At 73.7% G+C, this 18,328-nt stretch carries 18 protein-coding genes; 13 read left to right on the forward strand and 5 right to left on the reverse strand.

The features are described from left to right. The coding region (locus AB0398_RS30105) for a methionine adenosyltransferase domain-containing protein (protein WP_366378815.1) at positions 1-222 on the forward strand (222 nt) is incomplete at its 5' end. 95 nt (positions 223-317) lie between these two features. Next, positions 318-2,450: a primosomal protein N' gene (locus tag AB0398_RS30110; RefSeq protein ID WP_366378816.1), complete on the forward strand. Its 2,133-nt coding sequence runs from the start codon at positions 318-320 to the stop codon at positions 2,448-2,450. A gap of 200 nt (positions 2,451-2,650) precedes the next feature. Here the strand turns inward: AB0398_RS30110 and AB0398_RS30115 are convergent, their stop codons facing one another. Further along, entirely contained in the window at positions 2,651-3,169 is a 519-nt protein-coding gene (locus AB0398_RS30115) for a hypothetical protein (RefSeq protein ID WP_366378817.1), read from the reverse strand. Between the two features lie 324 nt (positions 3,170-3,493). Here AB0398_RS30115 and fmt point away from each other — a divergent pair, with 324 nt between their 5' ends. Next, a complete protein-coding gene (gene fmt, locus AB0398_RS30120; RefSeq protein ID WP_366378818.1) occupies positions 3,494-4,426 on the forward strand; it encodes a methionyl-tRNA formyltransferase in 933 nt (310 codons plus the stop codon). Between the two features lie 54 nt (positions 4,427-4,480). On the opposite strand, the gene AB0398_RS30125 is transcribed toward fmt, so the two are convergent. Both AB0398_RS30125 and AB0398_RS30130 read right to left on the reverse strand, forming a co-directional pair. Then, a complete protein-coding gene (locus tag AB0398_RS30125; protein ID WP_366378819.1) occupies positions 4,481-4,864 on the reverse strand; it encodes an amphi-Trp domain-containing protein in 384 nt (127 codons plus the stop codon). 2 nt (positions 4,865-4,866) lie between these two features. Then, positions 4,867-5,481: a DUF308 domain-containing protein gene (locus AB0398_RS30130; RefSeq protein ID WP_366378820.1), complete on the reverse strand. Its 615-nt coding sequence runs from the start codon at positions 5,479-5,481 to the stop codon at positions 4,867-4,869. A 255-nt stretch (positions 5,482-5,736) separates the two neighbouring features. Here AB0398_RS30130 and AB0398_RS30135 point away from each other — a divergent pair, with 255 nt between their 5' ends. The 6 genes from AB0398_RS30135 to AB0398_RS30160 all read left to right on the forward strand — a co-directional run bounded on the left by AB0398_RS30135 (position 5,737) and on the right by AB0398_RS30160 (position 11,528). Next, the gene (locus tag AB0398_RS30135) at positions 5,737-7,149 is read left to right on the forward strand and encodes a transcription antitermination factor NusB (RefSeq protein ID WP_366378821.1); all 1,413 of its coding nucleotides are present in this window, start codon (positions 5,737-5,739) and stop codon (positions 7,147-7,149) included. A 150-nt stretch (positions 7,150-7,299) separates the two neighbouring features. Beyond that, positions 7,300-7,983: a ribulose-phosphate 3-epimerase gene (rpe, locus tag AB0398_RS30140; protein ID WP_366378822.1), complete on the forward strand. Its 684-nt coding sequence runs from the start codon at positions 7,300-7,302 to the stop codon at positions 7,981-7,983. Positions 7,984-8,118: 135 nt separating this feature from the next. Continuing rightward, complete coding sequence (locus AB0398_RS30145) at positions 8,119-9,168, forward strand: sugar-binding domain-containing protein (protein WP_366378823.1); 1,050 nt, start codon at positions 8,119-8,121, stop codon at positions 9,166-9,168. A gap of 52 nt (positions 9,169-9,220) precedes the next feature. Next, complete coding sequence (locus AB0398_RS30150) at positions 9,221-9,658, forward strand: ribonuclease domain-containing protein (protein WP_366378824.1); 438 nt, start codon at positions 9,221-9,223, stop codon at positions 9,656-9,658. Next, entirely contained in the window at positions 9,648-9,956 is a 309-nt protein-coding gene (locus AB0398_RS30155; protein WP_366378825.1) for a barstar family protein, read from the forward strand. The genes AB0398_RS30150 and AB0398_RS30155 overlap by 11 nt, the downstream gene beginning before the upstream one ends. 129 nt (positions 9,957-10,085) lie before the next feature. Next, on the forward strand, positions 10,086-11,528 hold the full coding sequence (locus AB0398_RS30160; protein WP_366378826.1) for a GuaB1 family IMP dehydrogenase-related protein: 1,443 nt from the start codon (positions 10,086-10,088) through the stop codon (positions 11,526-11,528). A 72-nt stretch (positions 11,529-11,600) separates the two neighbouring features. Here the strand turns inward: AB0398_RS30160 and AB0398_RS30165 are convergent, their stop codons facing one another. After that, positions 11,601-12,602 (reverse strand): GDSL-type esterase/lipase family protein, encoded by a 1,002-nt coding sequence (locus tag AB0398_RS30165; protein WP_366378827.1) that lies wholly within the window; start codon positions 12,600-12,602, stop codon positions 11,601-11,603. A gap of 341 nt (positions 12,603-12,943) precedes the next feature. On the opposite strand from AB0398_RS30165, the gene AB0398_RS30170 reads away from it, so the two are divergent. Further along, a complete protein-coding gene (locus tag AB0398_RS30170) occupies positions 12,944-14,419 on the forward strand; it encodes an amino acid permease (RefSeq protein WP_366378828.1) in 1,476 nt (491 codons plus the stop codon). Between the two features lie 10 nt (positions 14,420-14,429). Beyond that, positions 14,430-14,885, forward strand: a complete 456-nt coding sequence (locus tag AB0398_RS30175) for an Lrp/AsnC family transcriptional regulator (protein WP_015032260.1) — start codon at positions 14,430-14,432, stop codon at positions 14,883-14,885. 6 nt (positions 14,886-14,891) lie between these two features. On the opposite strand, the gene AB0398_RS30180 is transcribed toward AB0398_RS30175, so the two are convergent. Then, positions 14,892-15,449, reverse strand: a complete 558-nt coding sequence (locus AB0398_RS30180) for a Repetin (protein WP_366378829.1) — start codon at positions 15,447-15,449, stop codon at positions 14,892-14,894. A gap of 313 nt (positions 15,450-15,762) precedes the next feature. Between AB0398_RS30180 and AB0398_RS30185 the strand changes: the two genes are divergently transcribed. Continuing rightward, complete coding sequence (locus tag AB0398_RS30185; protein WP_366378830.1) at positions 15,763-16,569, forward strand: carbon-nitrogen hydrolase family protein; 807 nt, start codon at positions 15,763-15,765, stop codon at positions 16,567-16,569. A gap of 56 nt (positions 16,570-16,625) precedes the next feature. Next, complete coding sequence (locus tag AB0398_RS30190) at positions 16,626-18,317, forward strand: NAD(P)/FAD-dependent oxidoreductase (protein WP_366378831.1); 1,692 nt, start codon at positions 16,626-16,628, stop codon at positions 18,315-18,317. Positions 18,318-18,328: the final 11 nt, after the last annotated feature.

The following is an 18,328-nucleotide window of genomic DNA, read 5'->3' on the forward strand; positions in this document are numbered from 1 at the left end:
GTGGAGACCTTCGGCACCCACACGGTGGAGACCGAGAAGATCGAGAACGCCATCGCCGAGGTCTTCGACCTGCGCCCGGCCGCGATCATCCGCGACCTGGACCTGCTGCGCCCGATCTACTCCCAGACCGCCGCCTACGGCCACTTCGGCCGCGAGCTGCCCGACTTCACCTGGGAGCGCACCGACCGCGTCGACGCCCTCAAGAAGGCCGCCGGAGTCTGACCCCCGGACGCGCGTGACGAAGCCCGGCACCCCTCACGGGGGCGCCGGGCTTCGCCGTGTCCGGGCTGTCGGTGGCATCTGGTAGGTATGGGGCCGTGAGCAGCGAGAACGAGAAGTCCTCCGAGGAGCCCGAGCAGCTCGCGCTCATTCGGGAGACCGTGCGGAAGGCGAAGGTGCCGCGGGCCAAGCCGCGGACGTGGCGGGGGGCCGCGCTCGCCAAGGAGCTGCCCGTCGCCCGGGTCGTCGTCAACAAGGGCGCGCTCCACCTCGACCAGTTCTTCGACTACGCGGTCCCCGAGGAACTGGACGGGGCCGCCCGGCCCGGAGTGCGGGTGCGGGTGCGGTTCGGAGCCGGGGCGCACCAGGTCAAGAACGGGCGCCGGGAGGGCGGACGGCTCATCGACGGCTTCCTCGTCGAGCGCCGGGCCGAGTCCGACTACTCCGGACCGCTCGCCGCCCTCGCCGACGTCGTCTCCCCGGAACCGGTCCTCGGACCCGAGCTGCTCGGCCTCGCCCGGGCCGTCGCCGACCGGTACGCCGGCAGCCTCGCCGACGTGCTCCAGCTCGCCGTGCCGCCGCGCAGCGCCGCCGCCGAGCGCCGCCCCTCCCCGGAGCCGCTGCCGCCGCCGGGCGCCCCGGAGCCGGGGAGCTGGACGCGGTACGAGCAGGGGCCCGCCTTCCTGGACTCCCTCGCGCACGGCGGGGCGCCCCGAGCCGTGTGGAACGCGCTGCCGGGGCCGTACTGGGCCGAGGAGATCGCCCGGGCCGTCGCCGCGACCCTCGCCTCCGGGCGCGGCGCCCTCGTCGTCGTCCCCGACGGACGGGCCGCCGACCGGGTCGACGCGGCGCTGACCGGTGTCCTGGGGGAGGGGCGGCACGCGCTGCTCACCGCCGAGGCGGGCCCCGAGAAGCGGTACGCGCGCTGGCTCGCCGTGCGGCGCGGGTCCGTGCGGGCCGTCGTCGGCACCAGGGCGGCGATGTTCGCCCCCGTACGGGACCTGGGGCTCGTCGTCGTCTGGGACGACGGCGACGGCAGCCACAGCGAGCCGCACGCCCCCCAGCCCCACGCGCGCGAGGTGCTGCTGCTGCGCGCCGCCCACGACCGGTGCGCCTTCCTCCTGGGCAGTACGAGCTGCACCGTCGAGGCCGCCCAGCTCGTCGAGTCCGGCTGGGCCCGCGCGCTGACCGCCGGCCGCGACCGGGTCCGCGCGGCCGCGCCCCTGATCCGCACCGTCGGCGACGGCGAACTCGCCCGGGACGAGGCCGCGCGCGCGGCCCGGCTCCCCTCGCTCGCCTGGCAGGCCGTGCGGGAGGGCCTGAAGACCGGTCCGGTGCTCGTCCAGGTGCCCCGCCGGGGGTACGTGCCGAGGCTGGCCTGCGAGCGGTGCCGGACGCCCGCCCGCTGCCGGCACTGCGCCGGGCCCCTGGAGGCCCCCGAGCAGCGGGAGCTGTGCTGCGGCTGGTGCGGGCGCGGCGCCCCCGACTGGCACTGCGTCGAGTGCGGCTCGACCCGGCTGCGCGCCCAGGTGGTCGGCGCGCGGCGGACCGCCGAGGAGCTGGGCCGGGCCTTCCCGGCGGTGCCGGTCCGCACCTCGGGCCGGGACCACGTCCTGGACAGCGTGCCCGGACGCCCCGCGCTCGTCGTCTCCACCCCCGGCGCCGAGCCCGTCGCCGAGGGCGGCTACGCGGCCGCGCTGCTCCTCGACGGCTGGGCCATGCTCGGCCGGCCCGACCTGCGCGCGGGCGAGGAGGCGCTGCGCCGCTGGATCGACGCGGCCTCCCTGGTGCGGGGGCAGGCCGAGGGCGGCACGGTCGTCGTGGTGGCCGAGCCGACGCTGCGGCCGGTGCAGGCGCTCGTCCGCTGGGACCCGGTCGGACACGCCCGGCGCGAGCTGGCCGAGCGCGCCGAGCTGGGCTTCCCGCCGGTCTCCCGGATGGCCGCGGTGACCGGCCCGCCGGAAGCCGTCGAGGGCTTCCTGGCGGCGGCCGGGCTGCCCCCCGACGCCGAGGTCCTCGGGCCGGTGCCGCTGCCCGTGGTGCGTCCCGGCGGCACCCGCAGGCCCGGCGACCCGCCGCCGGGCGAGCAGTGGGAGCGGGCCCTGGTCCGGGTCCCGCCGGGCAGCGGCGCGGCCCTGGCGACCGCCCTCAAACAGGCCCGGGCGGCCCGCCTCGCACGCGGTGGCGGCGACCCGGTACGCGTCCGCGTGGACCCGCCGGACATCGGCTGACGCCGGGCCCCCTTCCGTACGGAAGGGGGAGGGCCGTCCGTCCCCGGACGCGGGGCGGCCCTCGTCCGCCCCGGACTCGAAGGGGGTTTCCGTTCCAGGGCTCGGGGCGGTCTCCGTCATCCGGAGGCGGGAGGGCCCCGCCCCCGCGCACGAGACGGCCGCCCGTCCCTGGGGGGCGGGCGGCCGTGGCGTCTCGGGCGTCAGACGTTGCGGGGCGCGGGGAAGGCCGACGGGCGGGCGTCCTCGCGGAGGGCGGGGCCGCCCGCGGAGGGCTGCGGCGGCATCGAACGGGCGGCGGGAACCGACGGGACGGGGCGGATCCCGCCCGGCTCCATCCCGTGCTCCTGCTCCACGGCGGCGCTCTGCTGGGACGCCCGGCGGGCGCCGTAGCGGCGGTGGACGGCCTGCTTGGTGACCCCGAGCGCGGAACCCACCGCGTCCCACGAGAAACCGAGCGAGCGGTCGAAGTCGACCGCCGCGGTCACCAGGGTCTCGACGCTGTCCCGCAGCTCCTGGGCGAGACGTACGGTCGGGGCGGGCGCGCGCCCGTAGACGACGAAGCCCGTCGACGGGCCGGAGCGGCGAGGGCGGTAGACATTGCCCAGCTGGGCCGTGAGCGTGCGCAGCGCGTCCACCTGCCGCCGGACCCGCTCGATGTCCCGCACGAGCAGGTGCAGACTCGCCCGGGCTTGGGCGTCGTGGGTTGCGTGGTCGGCCATGTGAAAGCCTCTCGAACCGGCGATGAAGGGGCGGGGTCGCGAAGGGAGCGGTGCGACCCGATCGGTCAATCTCTCTTGACCAACGCGCCACCGGGAGTTGGGTCACGCTGCGGGGGCGTACACGCATATGCGCGGGGCGCCCGCCCTCGCGTACGCCCCCTCCGCCCCCGGCGCCGCGCGCCGGGGGCGGGGCCTTCCGGGTACGCCCCGGGACGTGTGCCACAAGCCCCGCCCGCCCTCCGGGCGGACGGCGCCGCCTCCGACGCACGCCCTAGACTGGTGCGCTGCCCGCAACGCCCCCGGAGAGACAGGCAGTCGCCATCCATGAAGCTCGTCTTCGCAGGCACCCCCGAGGTCGCCGTTCCCGCCCTGGACGCCCTGATCGCCTCCGGGCGGCACGAGGTGGCCGCCGTGGTCACCCGGCCCGACGCCCCGGCGGGACGCGGCCGGCGGCTCGTCGCCAGCCCGGTGGCCCAGCGCGCGGAGGAGGCGGGGATCGAGGTCCTCAAGCCGGCCAGGCCCCGTGACGAGGACTTCCTCGCCCGGCTGCGGGAGATCGCGCCGGACTGCTGCCCGGTCGTCGCGTACGGCGCCCTGCTGCCCAAGGTCGCCCTCGACGTCCCGGCCCGCGGCTGGGTCAACCTGCACTTCTCGCTGCTGCCCGCGTGGCGCGGTGCCGCACCCGTGCAGCACGCGCTGATGGCCGGCGACCAGGTGACGGGCGCCTCCACCTTCCTGATCGAGGAGGGCCTCGACTCGGGGCCGGTCTACGGCGTCGTCACCGAGGACGTGCGCCCGACCGACACCAGCGGCGACCTGCTCACCCGGCTCGCCTTCGCCGGCGCCGGGCTGCTCGCCGCGACCATGGACGGCATCGAGGACGGCACGCTCCTGGCCGTCCCGCAACCCGTCGAGGGCGTCACCCTCGCCCCGAAGATCCAGGTCGAGGACGCCCACGTCGACTTCGCGGCCCCCGCGCTGCGGGTGGACCGCGTGGTGCGCGGCTGCACCCCGGCCCCGGGCGCCTGGACCGTCTTCCGCGGCGAGCGCCTCAAGCTGATCCAGGCCGTCCCCCTCCCGGACCGCACGGACCTGGCCCCGGGCGAGCTCTCGGTCGGCAAGAACAACGTGTACGCGGGCACCGGCTCGTACGCCGTCGAACTCCTCTGGGTCCAGCCGCAGGGCAAGAAGCCGATGAAGGCCGCCGACTGGGCCCGCGGGGTGCGGATCACTCCGGGGGAGCGCCTGGGCGCCTAGTCCGGCGGATCATGGCCGGGCGCGCGGGGGAGCGGGGTGTACGACGGCCCCGGATCAGGACGATCCGGCGGAACGTTTCGCGGGCGCGCTCCTGCGGGTGGCGGTCCCGGAGCGCTTGGGCTTGGGCTTGGTTTCGGGCGGGGTGGTCCCGTCCTGCTCCGTCTCCTCCTTCCCGTCCGCCCGGGGCCTCGTGCGAGGCTTCGGGCGGAGGCCCGCGACCGGCCACTTCAGCTCGATCTCCAGCTCCACCTCGCCCTCTCCCATCTCGACCTCGATCTCGGTCCTGAGCTCGTCCGGGACGTGCAGGCTCAGCCTGCCGTGGCCGATGTCCCACTCGACGTCCCCGCCGTCCTTCAGGGCGGTCGCGAGCGCCATGAGCCGCTCCGCGGCTTCGAGGCGCGAGACGGAGCGCTTCTGTTCGAACTTGATTTCCTTCATGGCTACTTCCGGTTCGGGTGCGGGGAGTGGGCGGAGTCCGCCCCGCGCAGGGCCGAGCGCCATGCCAGGGCGAGTGCGGCCTCGGCCAGGCCGAGGAGGACGAGCCAGAGGCCGAGCAGCCGGGTCAGGACCCGGGCCGACTCGGCCGGGAGGGCCAGCACGACGATGCCGGCGGCGATGCCGAGGGCGGCGACCGCGGCGACCGCGCCGCGGTACGGAAGGTCCTCGGCGGCGAGGGCGCCGTACAGCGTGACGATCCCGGAGACCAGCCAGACGGCGCCCACGACGAGGGAGAGCGCGGCGACCGTCTGGAGCGGATGGCGCAGGCACAGCACCCCGCCCAGGACGAACAGGACGGCCACGAGCAGCCCCGGAAGCCGTTCGCCCGCGTTCCGGCGGCCGAAGACCATGACGAAGCGGAAGACCCCGGTCGCGAGCAGGTACAGGCCGATCAGCACGCCCAGGACGTGGAGGGTCGCGTCCGGCCAGACCAGGGCCGTGACGCCGGGCACCAGCGTCACGACCGCCGCGGCGAGGAACCAGGTCCAGGAGCCGCCCAGCCGCGCCAGCAGATCCGCCGGACCGGCCGCGGGGGCGGTCCCGAAGGGAGAGGTCATCTCTTCTCCTCCCGGCCGGGGACACCGGATCTCGTGTCCCTCATGTGCCTATTGACCGTATCGCGCGGTATGTGGGGTGTCTCCCGCAGAACCGTCCACAGGGCTGACCGAGGGGCCGGCTGCGGGGCCGATTGTGGGACCGGCCACAGGGTCGGCCCCGGGACCGGCCCCGGGACCACGCCGCTCCGGGGCCACCGCCGGGAAGGACTACGCTGGGGGCGTTCGACCTCGTCATTTCGTCACGCGGAGCACCTTTTGAGCGAGCAGGCACGACGCCGTCCCCCCAAGCCCTACCGGAAGCCGAAGAAGGACCCGGTCCGGATGCTCGCCTTCGAGGCGCTCAGGGCGGTCGACGAGCGGGACGCCTACGCGAACCTGGTGCTGCCGCCGCTGCTGCGGAAGGCCCGCGAGGGCGGGGACTTCGACGGCCGGGACGCGGCCCTCGCGACCGAGCTGGTCTACGGGACGCTGCGCCGCCAGGGCACGTACGACGCGATCATCTCCGCCTGTGTCGACCGCCCGCTGCGCGAGGTCGACCCGCCCGTGCTCGACGTGCTCGCGCTCGGCGCGCACCAGCTCCTCGGGACCCGGATCCCCACCCACGCCGCCGTCTCCGCCAGCGTCGAACTGGCGCGGGTGGTGCTCGGCGACGGGCGGGCCAAGTTCGTGAACGCCGTGCTGCGCAAGATCGCACGGCAGGACCTGGACGCCTGGGTGGCGCAGGTCGCCCCGCCGTACGACGAGGACCCCGAGGACCACCTCGCCGTCGTCCACTCGCACCCCCGCTGGGTCGTCTCGGCCCTCTGGGACTCGCTCGGCGGCGGCCGCGCCGGGATCGAGGACCTCTTGGAGGCGGACAACGAGCGCCCCGAGGTCACCCTCGTCGCCCGTCCCGGCCGCTCCACCACCGAGGAGCTCGCCGCGGCCGTCGAGACCCTGCCGGGCCGCTGGTCCCCGTACGCCCTGCGGATGGCGGAGGGCGGTGAGCCCGGCGCCATCGAGGCGGTCAAGGAGGACCGGGCCGGCGTCCAGGACGAGGGCAGCCAGCTCGTCGCCCTCGCCCTCGCGAACGCCCCCCTCGACGGCTCCGACGCCCGCTGGCTCGACGGCTGCGCGGGCCCCGGCGGCAAGGCCGCGCTCCTCGCCGCGCTCGCCTCCGAGCGGGGCGCCGCGCTCCTCGCCTCCGAGAAGCAGCCGCACCGCGCCCGCCTGGTCGAGCGCGCCCTCGCCGGCAACCCCGGCCCGTACCAGGTGATCGCCGCCGACGGCACCCGCCCGCCGTGGCGCCCCGGCTCCTTCGACCGGGTCCTGGTGGACGTGCCGTGCTCGGGCCTCGGCGCCCTGCGCCGCCGCCCCGAGGCCCGCTGGCGCCGCCGCCCCGACGACCTGGACGGCTTCGCCCCGCTCCAGCGCGGGCTGCTCACCGAGGCGCTGCGCGCGGTGCGCGTCGGCGGCGTCGTCGGGTACGCGACCTGCTCGCCGCACCTGGCCGAGACCCGGATCGTCGTCGACGACGTCCTGAAGAAGACCGGCGGCGCCGAGCTGATCGACGCCCGCCCGCTGCTGCCCGGCGTCCCCGCGCTCGGCGAAGGCCCGGACGTCCAGCTCTGGCCGCATCTGCACGGTACGGACGCCATGTACCTGGCGCTGCTGCGCCGGACCGCCTGACCCCGGACCGCTCCACCCTTCGATCATCCGACCGCAATATCCCGGTCTGTACAGGTCCCGGGCTCGTCGTTTCGTACCGAACCTGGTCCGGACCTGAATCGAAACCGCCCAGCGGCAAAGAAGTGCCCAAGAACGTGGGAGGCTTGGCGCATGGCGCAGATCAACCCCAGCATCCTGTCCGCGGACTTCGCCCGGCTCGCCGAGGAGGCGAAGGCGGTCGAGGGTGCCGACTGGCTGCACGTCGACGTGATGGACAACCACTTCGTCCCCAACCTGACGCTGGGCGTGCCGATCGTGGAGTCCCTCGCCCGCGCGACGGACACCCCGCTCGACTGCCACCTGATGATCGAGGACCCCGACCGCTGGGCCCCGCAGTACGTGGAGGCCGGCGCCGGTTCGGTGACCTTCCACGTCGAGGCCGCCGCCGCCCCCGTGCGGCTCGCGCGGGAGATCCGGGCCAAGGGCGCCCGCGCCTCGATGGCGCTCAAGCCGGCCACCCCCATCGAGCCCTACGAGGACCTGCTCCCCGAGCTCGACATGCTGCTGATCATGACCGTCGAGCCGGGCTTCGGCGGCCAGGCCTTCCTCGACATCATGCTGCCCAAGATCCGCCGCACCCGTGAGCTGATCTCCAAGCACGGCCTGGAGCTGTGGCTCCAGGTCGACGGCGGGGTCGCGGAGTCCACGATCGAGCGGTGCGCCGAGGCCGGCGCCGACGTCTTCGTCGCGGGCTCCGCGGTGTACGGAGCGGCCGATCCGGCGGCCGCCGTCGCCGCGCTGCGGACCCGCGCGGAGACCGCGACGGCCTCCGCCGCGTGGGCGTGTGGCCACTGAGCCTCCGGCGGATGAACGCGGTCCGTCGGGCCGCCGACAGGACTGATCAAGGCCCGTCGTTTCTGACAGGATGAACGGCGAGCAGGAGTGTGAACGACCTCGTCACGTGAACGGCGTGACGGGGGCAAGCGGTACGTGAACAGCAGTGAGGAGATCGCGGTGGCGGGTATGTCGGCGGGACGGTCAGCCCTGCGGATGGGCCCCGCGGAGCTGGTGCAGGCGGCGGCCATGGCCCGCCGCTTCTACCTGGAGGGCAAGTCCAAGATCCAGATCGCCGAGGAGTTCGGCGTGAGCCGCTTCAAGGTTGCCCGGGTCCTGGAGACCGCCCTGGAGCGCGACCTCGTACGGATCGAGATCCGCGTGCCGGCCGAGCTGGACGCCGAGCGCTCCGACGCGCTCCGCGCCCGCTACGGGCTCCGCCACGCCGTCGTCGTCGAGTCCCCGGCGGAGGGCGAGGACGAGTCGCCCGACCCGGAGAACCTCGGCGAGGTCGCCGCCGACCTGCTCGGCGAGCTGGTCACCGAGGGCGACGTCCTCGGCCTGGCCTGGGGCCGCTCCACCATCCACATGGCGGCCGCGCTCGACCGGCTGCCGCCCTGCACGGTCGTCCAGCTCACCGGCGTGTACGACGCCGGGACCGCCGAGCGCGGCTCCGTCGAGGCCGTGCGCCGGGCCGCCCAGGTCTCCGGCGGCGAGGCCCACCCCATCTACGCCCCCATGCTGCTGCCCGACCCGGCGACGGCCGCCGCCCTGCGCAGCCAGACCGGCATCGCGCGCGCCTTCGAGTACTTCGACAAGGTGACCGTCGCCTGCGTCTCCATCGGATCCTGGGAGCCGGGCATCTCCACCGTCCACGACATGCTCTCGGACGAGGAGCGCGCCCACTACGCCTCGCTCGGCGTCGCCGCCGAGATGTCCGCGCACCTCTTCGACGCCGAGGGGCGCCGGGTCGGCCGCGACCTGGGCGAGCGCTGCATCACCGTCGAGGCGGACCGGCTGCGCCGGATCCCCGAGGTCGTCGCCATCGCCGGCGGCCAGCGCAAGGCGGCGGCGATCGGCGCGGTGCTCCGCTCCGGGCTCGTCACCAGCCTGGTGACCGACCGCGCCGCGGCGGACTACCTGCTCACCGAGTCCAGGCCGGGCACCCACCCGGCGCTCGACCGCACGGACCCCGACGGAAGCTGAACCACGGGTGTTCCCGGGGGCCGGAGCCGTTCCGCGACGCTATGTTCGGGACATGCTGCTCCGGCCCCCGCGCGTGCTCCTCGCGCTCGTCCTCGCCGTCCTCCTGGGCGGCTTCCTCGCCGGGTGCTCCTCGGCGACCGGAGGCGCGGGGACCGCCGCCCCGACCCGTACGGCCACGGCCGCACCGCCCACCGGCGCCTCCGGGCTGCCCACCGTGCGGGCCGCCGACCTGCCGCCCGAGGCGCGCCGGACGCTCGACCTCGTCGCGCGCGGCGGGCCCTACCCGTACGCCAAGGACGGCGCCGTCTTCTCCAACTTCGAGAAGGTCCTGCCCCGCCGCGAGCGCGGCTACTACCGCGAGTACACCGTGAGGACCCCCGGCGAACGCGACCGGGGCGCGCGCCGCCTCGTCACCGGGCGGAACGGCGAGACGTACTACACCGACGACCACTACGAGACCTTCCGGGAGGTGGTCACGGATGAGGCTTGACGACCCCGTCGTCCTCGACCTGACCGGCGTCGACGACAAGGCCGCCCTCATGGACCGGTGCGCCGAGGCCCTCGCGCTGCCGGACTGGTTCGGCCGCAACTGGGACGCCCTCGCCGACTGCCTCACCGACCTGCCCCGGCCGGTCGTCCTCGTCGTCACCGGCTGGCGGGGGTACGCCGAGGCCCGGCCGCGCGAGTGGCGGACCGCCCGGGAGGTCTTCGCCACGGCGGCCGACGAGAGCCCCACCCGCCTCTCCGTCCTCCTCTCCCTGGGCGGGACCTTCGGAGGATCCTCCTAACCTCCTGTCGCGAGCCTCGGAGGATCGGCCCGGGACTGGTATGCGTACACCCGTGGGACAATGAACTACGTGCTTTTTCCCCTGGCTGAAATGCCTAGGGGCCGATCCGAACGACTGGGATGTCAGCACGTGCGTTTCCTCAATGACGTCAAGCCGCCCTACGACCTGACGTACGACGATGTGTTCATGGTGCCGAGCCGCTCGGCCGTCGGCTCCCGCCAGGCCGTGGACCTCTCCTCGCCCGACGGCACCGGGACGACGATCCCGCTCGTCGTGGCCAACATGACCGCCATCGCCGGCCGCCGGATGGCCGAGACCGTCGCCCGCCGCGGCGGCCTGGTCGTCATCCCGCAGGACATCCCGATCGAGGTCGTCACCGACGTGATCTCGTGGGTGAAGAGCCGCCACCACGTCCTCGACACCCCGATCGTCCTGGAGCCGCACCAGACCGTCGCCGACGCGCTCGCCCTGCTGCCCAAGCGCGCCCACGACGCCGGCGTCGTCGTCGACGAGGACCGGCGCCCGGTGGGCGTCGTCACCGACGCCGACCTCTCCGGCGTGGACCGCTTCACGCAGCTCTCCGAGGTCATGTCCAAGGACCTGCTCCTCCTGGACGCGGACATCGACCCGCGCGAGGCCTTCAACACCCTCGACGCCGCCAACCGGCGCTACGCACCCGCCGTCGACGCGGACGGCCGGCTGGTCGGCATCCTGACCCGCAAGGGCGCCCTGCGCGCCACCCTCTACACCCCGGCCGTCGACAAGAACGGCGGGCTGCGCATCGCCGCCGCCGTCGGCATCAACGGCGACGTGGCGGGCAAGGCCAAGCTGCTGCTCGACGCGGGCGTCGACACGCTCGTCATCGACACCGCGCACGGGCACCAGGAGTCGATGATCTCCGCCGTCCGGACCGTCCGGGCGCTCGACCCGCAGGTCCCGATCGTCGCGGGCAACATCGTCGCCGCCGAGGGCGTCAAGGACCTGATCGAGGCGGGCGCCGACATCATCAAGGTCGGCGTCGGCCCCGGCGCCATGTGCACCACCCGCATGATGACCGGCGTCGGCCGCCCGCAGTTCTCGGCCGTCCTGGAGTGCGCCGCCGAGGCCAAGAAGTACGGCAAGCACGTCTGGGCCGACGGCGGTGTCCGTCACCCGCGCGACGTCGCCATGGCGCTCGCCGCCGGCGCCTCCAACGTGATGGTCGGCTCCTGGTTCGCCGGCACCTACGAGTCGCCGGGCGACCTCCAGCAGGACGCCAAGGGGCGCTTCTACAAGGAGTCCTTCGGCATGGCCTCGGCCCGCGCCGTCAAGAACCGCACCTCCGACGAGTCCGCCTACGACCGCGCCCGCAAGGCGCTGTTCGAGGAGGGCATCTCCACCTCCCGCATGTTCCTCGACCCGCAGCGTCCGGGCGTCGAGGACCTGATCGACTCGATCATCGCGGGCGTCCGCTCCTCCTGCACCTACGCCGGTGCCGGCTCGCTCGCCGAGTTCGAGGAGAAGGCCGTGGTCGGCATCCAGTCCGCCGCCGGCTACGCCGAGGGCAAGCCGCTGCACGCCAGCTGGAGCTAGCTCCTCCGCACGCACGAAGGCCGTGGGCCCCCGGGACGCCGTTCCCGGGGGCCCACGGCCGTCTCGTGCGCTTTACGCCGCTGAAGGGACGCCCGGGACCCCGCTCAGGGCCTCCGCCACCGCCGCCGCGATCCGGGCGTGCCCCCGGTCGTTCGGGTGCAGGCCGTCCGCCAGGTGCTCCGGACCGAGCAGCGGACCGCCGGACAGGACGAGGAGGTGCTCGTCGCCGTCGGCCGCCAGGTCCCGGCCCGCCCGCTCCATGGCCCGGCGCAGCTCCGTGAGGGTCGTGCCGAGGGCGTTGCGGGTGTGCTCGGCCTCCGGGCGCAGGACGGGCGAGACGATCAGCAGCGGGGTCTCGGGATGGCCCTTGCGGACGAGCCCGACGAAGGCGCGCACGGTCTCGTACAGCCAGTCGGCCGTCGCGGGCGCCTTGGACCAGCAGTTGGTGCCGAAGGCCAGGGTGATCAGCTCGCCCGGGAGCCGCGCCAGGTGCTCGGCGAGGGGCAGTTCGCCGCGCGCCGCGCCCGCGTACCCCAGGTTGACCGGGTCGAGGCCCAGGCGGCGGCCCGCCGTGGCGGGCCAGGAGCGGGCCGGACGGGTCGACCACCAGCCCTCGGTGATCGAGTCGCCGTGGACGAGCCAGCGGGGCCGTACGGGAGCGGGGGAGAGGGCGCCGCCGACGGCCCGCAGGGCGAGCGGCACGGGCGCCTGGCCCTCCGGCAGGTACACGCTGAAGACGCCGCCGCCCGGGGGCAGCGGGAGCTTCACGACGGCCTCGGCCGCCGGGGCGACACAGGTCTCCCCGACGAACCGCGCCCCGCTCCACAGCGCGAAGCAGTGGCGCAGGTCCCGCAGCGGGTCGTCCGGATCCGGCACGGCCGCCCGGTAGCGCAGCTCCACCGCGCGCGTGCCGGGCGCCGCCGTGAACTCGATCCGCACCCCGATGGGCAGCTCGGCCCGCGCCGCCACGTCCCAGGGCAGCCGCGCCAGGTCGTCCGGATCGGCCCGCACGGGCCGTTTGCCGTCCAGCCAGGCCGTACCGCGCAGAAACGCTTCCGGGTCGAGCCAGTCCACCGGGCCTCCGATCGTCGGGCCGCCGGGCCCCGCGGAACGGGTCGTCCGGCACGTACGGCCCATGTGTGCGTGGATCGCTGCATGCCCCCGATGTACTGATTCATGCGGGGGCGCGCAATGTTTCCCCCGTCCGTGCCGTAAGTGCGCAATGATCATCCGTCATTGCGCAACAACCCTGCATTACGAGTGCGAACCCTCGCCCCTTAGGCTCGTGCCTCGTACCAGGAGTGGCGGCGACCGCCTGCTCGGCGGTTCCGTCCCCCGTGGGCCTGCTCCGGCATGCCCGCACACCGCCGCGGTCCCCGCTCCGCCCCCACAGGCAGCGATAAGGAGCCTCCGCAGTGCTGGACCACGGCGCAGCCCCACCGGTCGACGACACGGCCGTCCCCAAGCCCTCCGCTCTCCGTGCCCTCGGCCGTCGCAAGCCGGTGGAAGCCCTGGTCGCGGAGGGTGGGCAGGGCGAGGGTGGCAGCCTCCGCCGCTCCCTCTCGATGTGGCAGCTGACCATGATCAGCATCGGCGCCACGCTCGGCACGGGCATCTTCGTCGTCCTCGGCGACGCCGTCCCGGAGGCCGGCCCCGCGGTGACCCTGGCCTTCGTCATCGCCGGCCTCGCGGCCCTCTTCTCCGCCCTCTCGTACGCCGAGCTGGCCGGCTCCATACCGGTCGCGGGCTCCTCGTACTCGTACGCGTACGCAACGATGGGTGAACTCGTCGCCTGGGTCTGTGGCTGGTGCCTGGTCCTGGAGTACGGCGTCTCGGTCGCCGCCGTGGCCGTCGGCTGGGGCGAGTACCTCAACGAGCTGCTCGACGGGACCATCGGGGTCACCCTCCCCGCGGCGGTCTCCTCCGCGCCCGGCGAGGGCGGCTTCATCAACCTGCCGGGTCTGATCGTCGTCCTGCTCGCGATGGTCTTCCTGCTCGGCGGCGCCCGCGAGTCCGCCGTCGTCAACACGATCATGGTGTTCGTGAAGATCGCCGCGCTCGTGCTCTTCTGCGCCATCGGCTTCATGGGCTTCAAGTCCGGCAACTACGCCGACTTCATGCCGCTCGGCATGGCCGGCGTCGGCGCCGCCGGGGCCACCCTCTTCTTCTCGTACATCGGCTTCGACGCCGCCTCCACCGCCGGTGAGGAGGCGAAGAACCCGAAGCGCGACCTCCCCCGCGCGATCATGCTCTCGCTGCTCATCGTCACCGTCCTCTACGTCCTGGTCGCGGCCGTCGCCGTCGGCGCGTGGAACTGGAAGGACTTCGAGGGCTCCGAGGCCACGCTCGCCGCGATCATGAACGACGTCAGCGGCCAGAAGTTCTGGGGCACCCTGCTCGCCGCCGGCGCCGTCATCTCGATCGCCAGCGTCGTGCTCACCGTGCTCTACGGCCAGACCCGGGTGCTCTTCGCGATGTCCCGCGACGGCCTCGTTCCCAAGGTCTTCGGCAAGGTCAACGCCAAGACCGGCACCCCCCGCGTCAACACCGTCATCGTGTCGCTGTTCTGCGGCGCCCTGGCCTCCGTCATCCCGCTGGGCAAGCTCGTCGACGCCACCAGCATCGGCACCCTGTTCGCCTTCGGTCTGGTCAACATCGCGGTGATCGTGCTCCGCAAGACCCGCCCGACGATGGACCGCACCTTCCGCGTGTCGCTCGGCTGGACCTTCCCGATCCTCGGCTTCGCCGCCTGTGCGTACCTCATGTACAACCTGGACGCGATCACCTGGGCCGTCTTCGGTTGCTGGATGGCCGCCGGGCTCGTGTTCTACTTCCTGTACGGCATGCGCCGCTCCCGCCTGGCCACCGCAGCGCCCTCAGCAGAGAAGTGATCCACCCGTAGTGCGACTCAACGACCTCGACGAACGCATCGTCCACGCCCTCGCGGAGGACGCCCGCCGCTCGTACGCCGACATCGGCTCGCTCGTCGGCCTCTCCGCGCCCGCCGTGAAGCGGCGCGTGGACCGGCTCCGGGCCGAGGGCGCCATCACCGGCTTCACCGTACGGGTGGACCCGGCGGCGCTCGGCTGGGAGACCGAGGGGTTCGTCGAGATCTACTGTCGCCACAACACCTCGCCGGACGACATCCGGCGGGGTCTGGAGCGGTACCCCGAGGTGGTGTCCGCGTCGACCGTCACCGGTGACGCGGACGCCGTCGTCCAGGTCTTCGCCTCGGACATGCGCCACTTCGAGCGCGTCCTGGAGCGGATCGCGGGCGAGCCCTTCGTGGAGCGCACCAAGTCCGTCCTGGTGCTCTCGCCGCTGCTGCGGCGCTTCTCCTCCGGCTCGCCCGCGTGACCGCGGCTACTCCGTCGGGTACTCGAGCTTCCAGGGCAGCACCCTGAAGTCGCCGGTGCCGGCCTTCACCTTCTCGAAGGGGGCCGCGCTCATGCACGGCGGCAGCTCCTGGTAGTCCCCCTTCGTGATCCAGCTGTAGCCCAGGCGGTCGCGCCGCCCGTCGTCGTGCACCGAGACCCCGACCCGCTTGTTCCGGAAGCCGTCCACGTCGGTCTCGATCACCACGCCCGTCACCACGGCCACCGGACCGCCGGTGGTGAGGCAGTCGACCTTCGCCACCGCGTAGCCCCCCTCGCCGTCCTTGTAGTGGCTGAACCGGAAGGTGCCGGTCGCGGCCTGCGGGTCCTTGTTGTCCTTCGCCGCCAGGTGCGCGTCGAAGGAGAACGTGATGTCGTCCCCGGCCGGCCGGTACAGCTTGGCCGTGCCGGTCAGCGTGGCCGCCTCCCGCTCGCCGTGCCGGGCGGCGGAGCCCCCGCCGTCCGCCGAGGCGACGGCGGACCCCGCGGCCCCCGCCGTGATCAGGAGGGCGGCGGCCAGGGCGGCGAATTTCGTACGACGGTTCATGGGTGGTTCCGTTCCTTTCGGCTGGTCACCGGCCGGTCGACCGGACGCCCACCACTCTTCCGCGCGGACCGCGCCGGGACGTCGCGCCGTGGAACGGTCCTCGACTCCGCCGCGCGGCGGGGGAGCCGTACGACCACGGGCGGGAGCCGTACGACTCCGGTGGGAGTCCTGCGCAACGAATCGCCGTCGGGGGCGAGGATCGCGCAACGGTTCGACGGTCGGTCCGCAACGCTCCCGCCTTGTCCCGGCCGAGTCCGGAACCGTACCGTTTTTGACGTCTTCCCCCTGTACTCCGGACCCCCCGAGGATCGCCATGCCCGCGCTGCGCACCGCCCTGCTCCAGAGCTCCGGCGAGCTCGGTGACGTGGCCGCCAACCTCAAGATCCTCGACGAGGCCGCCGCCCGGGCCGCCGCCGCCGGAGCGGGCCTGCTGCTCGCCCCCGAGCTGTTCCTGACCGGCTACGCCATCGGCGCCGACATGGCCCGTCTGGCCGAACCGGCCGACGGCCCCTCCGCCCGCGCCGTCGCGGCCGTCGCCGTCCGCCACGGCCTGGCCGTCGGCTACGGCTACCCGGAGCGCAACACCGAGGAGCACGGCGTCCTCCACAACTCCGTGCGGCTCATCGGCGCCGACGGCGTCCCGCTCGCGAACTACCGCAAGACCCACCTCTACGGCGCCTTCGAGAACCAGTGGTTCACGCCCGGCGACGACGGCGTCGTCCAGGCCGAGGTCGGCGGCCTCACCGTCGGCCTGATGATCTGCTACGACGTCGAGTTCCCCGAGAACGTACGGGCGCAGGCCCTGGCCGGCACGGACCTCCTCCTCGTGCCGACCGCGCTCATGCACCCGGCCGAGGTCGTCGCCGAGTCCGTCGTCCCCGTGCGCGCCTTCGAGAGCCAGCTCTACATCGCGTACGCCAACCGGACCGGCCCCGAGGGCGACTTCGAGTTCGTCGGGCTCTCCGCGCTCGCCGCCCCCGACGGCACCGCCCGGGCCCGCGCAGGACGCGGCGAGGACCTGATCGTCGGCGACGTCGACCCCGCCTTCCTGGCGGCCTCCCGCGAGCTGAACCCCTACCTCCGCGACCGGCGCCCGGACCTCTACGGCCCCCTGGTCTGAGCCCCCTCCGCCTTCCCGCCCCACCCTTCTTCTCCCGTGCAAGGAGTCCGTACCCCATGACGTCCACGGTGCCCAACGCCGTCCAGCACACCGACGCGCAGCCGCCGATCACCATGTTCGGTCCGGACTTCCCGTACGCCTACGACGACTTCCTGGCCCACCCGGCCGGGCTCGGCCAGATACCGGCGACCGAGCACGGCACCGAGGTCGCGGTCATCGGCGGCGGCCTGTCCGGGATCATCGCCGCGTACGAGCTGATGAAGATGGGCCTCAAGCCCGTCGTCTACGAGGCCGACAAGATCGGCGGCCGGCTGCGGACCGTCGGCTTCGAGGGCTGCGACGACTCGCTGACCGCCGAGATGGGCGCCATGCGCTTCCCGCCCTCCTCGACCGCGCTCCAGCACTACATCGACCTGGTCGGCCTGGAGACCACGCCCTTCCCGAACCCGCTCTCCCCGGCCACCCCCTCGACCGTGGTCGACCTCAAGGGCGAGTCGCACTACGCCGAGACCATCGACGACCTGCCGCAGGTCTACCGCGACGTCGCCGCCGCCTGGGGCAAGTGCCTCGAAGAGGGCGCCGACTTCTCCGACATGAACACCGCCATGCGCGAGCGCGACGTCCCGCGCATCCGCGAGATCTGGGCGCAGCTCGTCGAGAAGCTCGACAACCAGACCTTCTACGGCTTCCTCTGCGAGTCCGAGGCCTTCAAGTCCTTCCGGCACCGCGAGATCTTCGGCCAGGTCGGCTTCGGCACCGGCGGCTGGGACACCGACTTCCCCAACTCCATCCTGGAGATCCTCCGCGTCGTCTACACCGAGGCCGACGACCACCACCGCGGCATCGTCGGCGGCTCGCAGCAGCTCCCGCTGCGCCTGTGGGAGCGCGAGCCGGCGAAGATCGTGCACTGGGCGCAGGGCACCTCGCTCGCCTCCCTGCACGGCGGCGACCCGAAGCCGGCCGTGACCCGGCTGAACCGGACCGCCGGCAACCGGATCACGGTCACCGACGCCTCCGGCGACATCCGCACCTACCGGGCGGCGGTCTTCACCGCCCAGTCCTGGATGCTGCTCTCCAAGATCGCCTGCGACGACTCGCTCTTCCCGATCGACCACTGGACGGCGATCGAGCGCACCCACTACATGGAGAGCTCGAAGCTCTTCGTGCCCGTGGACCGGCCGTTCTGGCTGGACAAGGACGAGGACACCGGGCGGGACGTCATGTCGATGACGCTCACCGACCGGATGACCCGCGGCACGTACCTCCTGGACGACGGCCCGGACAGGCCGGCCACCATCTGCCTCTCGTACACCTGGTGCGACGACAGCCTGAAGTGGCTGCCGCTGTCCGCGAACGAGCGGATGGAGGTCATGCTGAAGTCGCTCGGCGAGATCTACCCGAAGGTCGACATCCGGAAGCACATCATCGGCAACCCGGTGACTGTCTCCTGGGAGAACGAGCCCTACTTCATGGGCGCCTTCAAGGCGAACCTGCCGGGCCACTACCGCTACCAGCGGCGCCTGTTCACCCACTTCATGCAGGACCGGCTGCCCGAGGACAAGCGGGGCATCTTCCTCGCGGGCGACGACATCTCCTGGACGGCCGGCTGGGCCGAGGGCGCGGTGCAGACGGCGCTCAACGCGGTCTGGGGCGTGATGCACCACCTCGGCGGCTCCACCGACGGCACCAACCCGGGTCCGGGCGACGTCTACGACGAGATCGCCCCGGTCGAGCTGCCGGAGGACTGACCCCCGGTACC

The organism is Streptomyces sp. NPDC086147 (genome assembly GCF_040702165.1).
GTDB lineage: Bacteria > Actinomycetota > Actinomycetes > Streptomycetales > Streptomycetaceae > Streptomyces.

Excerpts from the sequence above, each read along its gene's own strand:
- AB0398_RS30125 (WP_366378819.1), bottom strand. The coding sequence starts at position 4,864 with ATGAAGGAAATCAAGTTCGAACAGAAGCGCTCCGTCTCGCGCCTCGAA.
- AB0398_RS30155 (WP_366378825.1), top strand. The coding sequence starts at position 9,648 with ATGAGGCTTGACGACCCCGTCGTCCTCGACCTGACCGGCGTCGACGAC.
- AB0398_RS30190 (WP_366378831.1), top strand. The coding sequence starts at position 16,626 with ATGACGTCCACGGTGCCCAACGCCGTCCAGCACACCGACGCGCAGCCG.
- AB0398_RS30130 (WP_366378820.1), bottom strand. The coding sequence starts at position 5,481 with ATGACCTCTCCCTTCGGGACCGCCCCCGCGGCCGGTCCGGCGGATCTG.
- AB0398_RS30180 (WP_366378829.1), bottom strand. The coding sequence starts at position 15,449 with ATGAACCGTCGTACGAAATTCGCCGCCCTGGCCGCCGCCCTCCTGATC.
- AB0398_RS30115 (WP_366378817.1), bottom strand. The coding sequence starts at position 3,169 with ATGGCCGACCACGCAACCCACGACGCCCAAGCCCGGGCGAGTCTGCAC.
- AB0398_RS30185 (WP_366378830.1), top strand. The coding sequence starts at position 15,763 with ATGCCCGCGCTGCGCACCGCCCTGCTCCAGAGCTCCGGCGAGCTCGGT.
- rpe (WP_366378822.1), top strand. The coding sequence starts at position 7,300 with ATGGCGCAGATCAACCCCAGCATCCTGTCCGCGGACTTCGCCCGGCTC.
- fmt (WP_366378818.1), top strand. The coding sequence starts at position 3,494 with ATGAAGCTCGTCTTCGCAGGCACCCCCGAGGTCGCCGTTCCCGCCCTG.
- AB0398_RS30150 (WP_366378824.1), top strand. The coding sequence starts at position 9,221 with ATGCTGCTCCGGCCCCCGCGCGTGCTCCTCGCGCTCGTCCTCGCCGTC.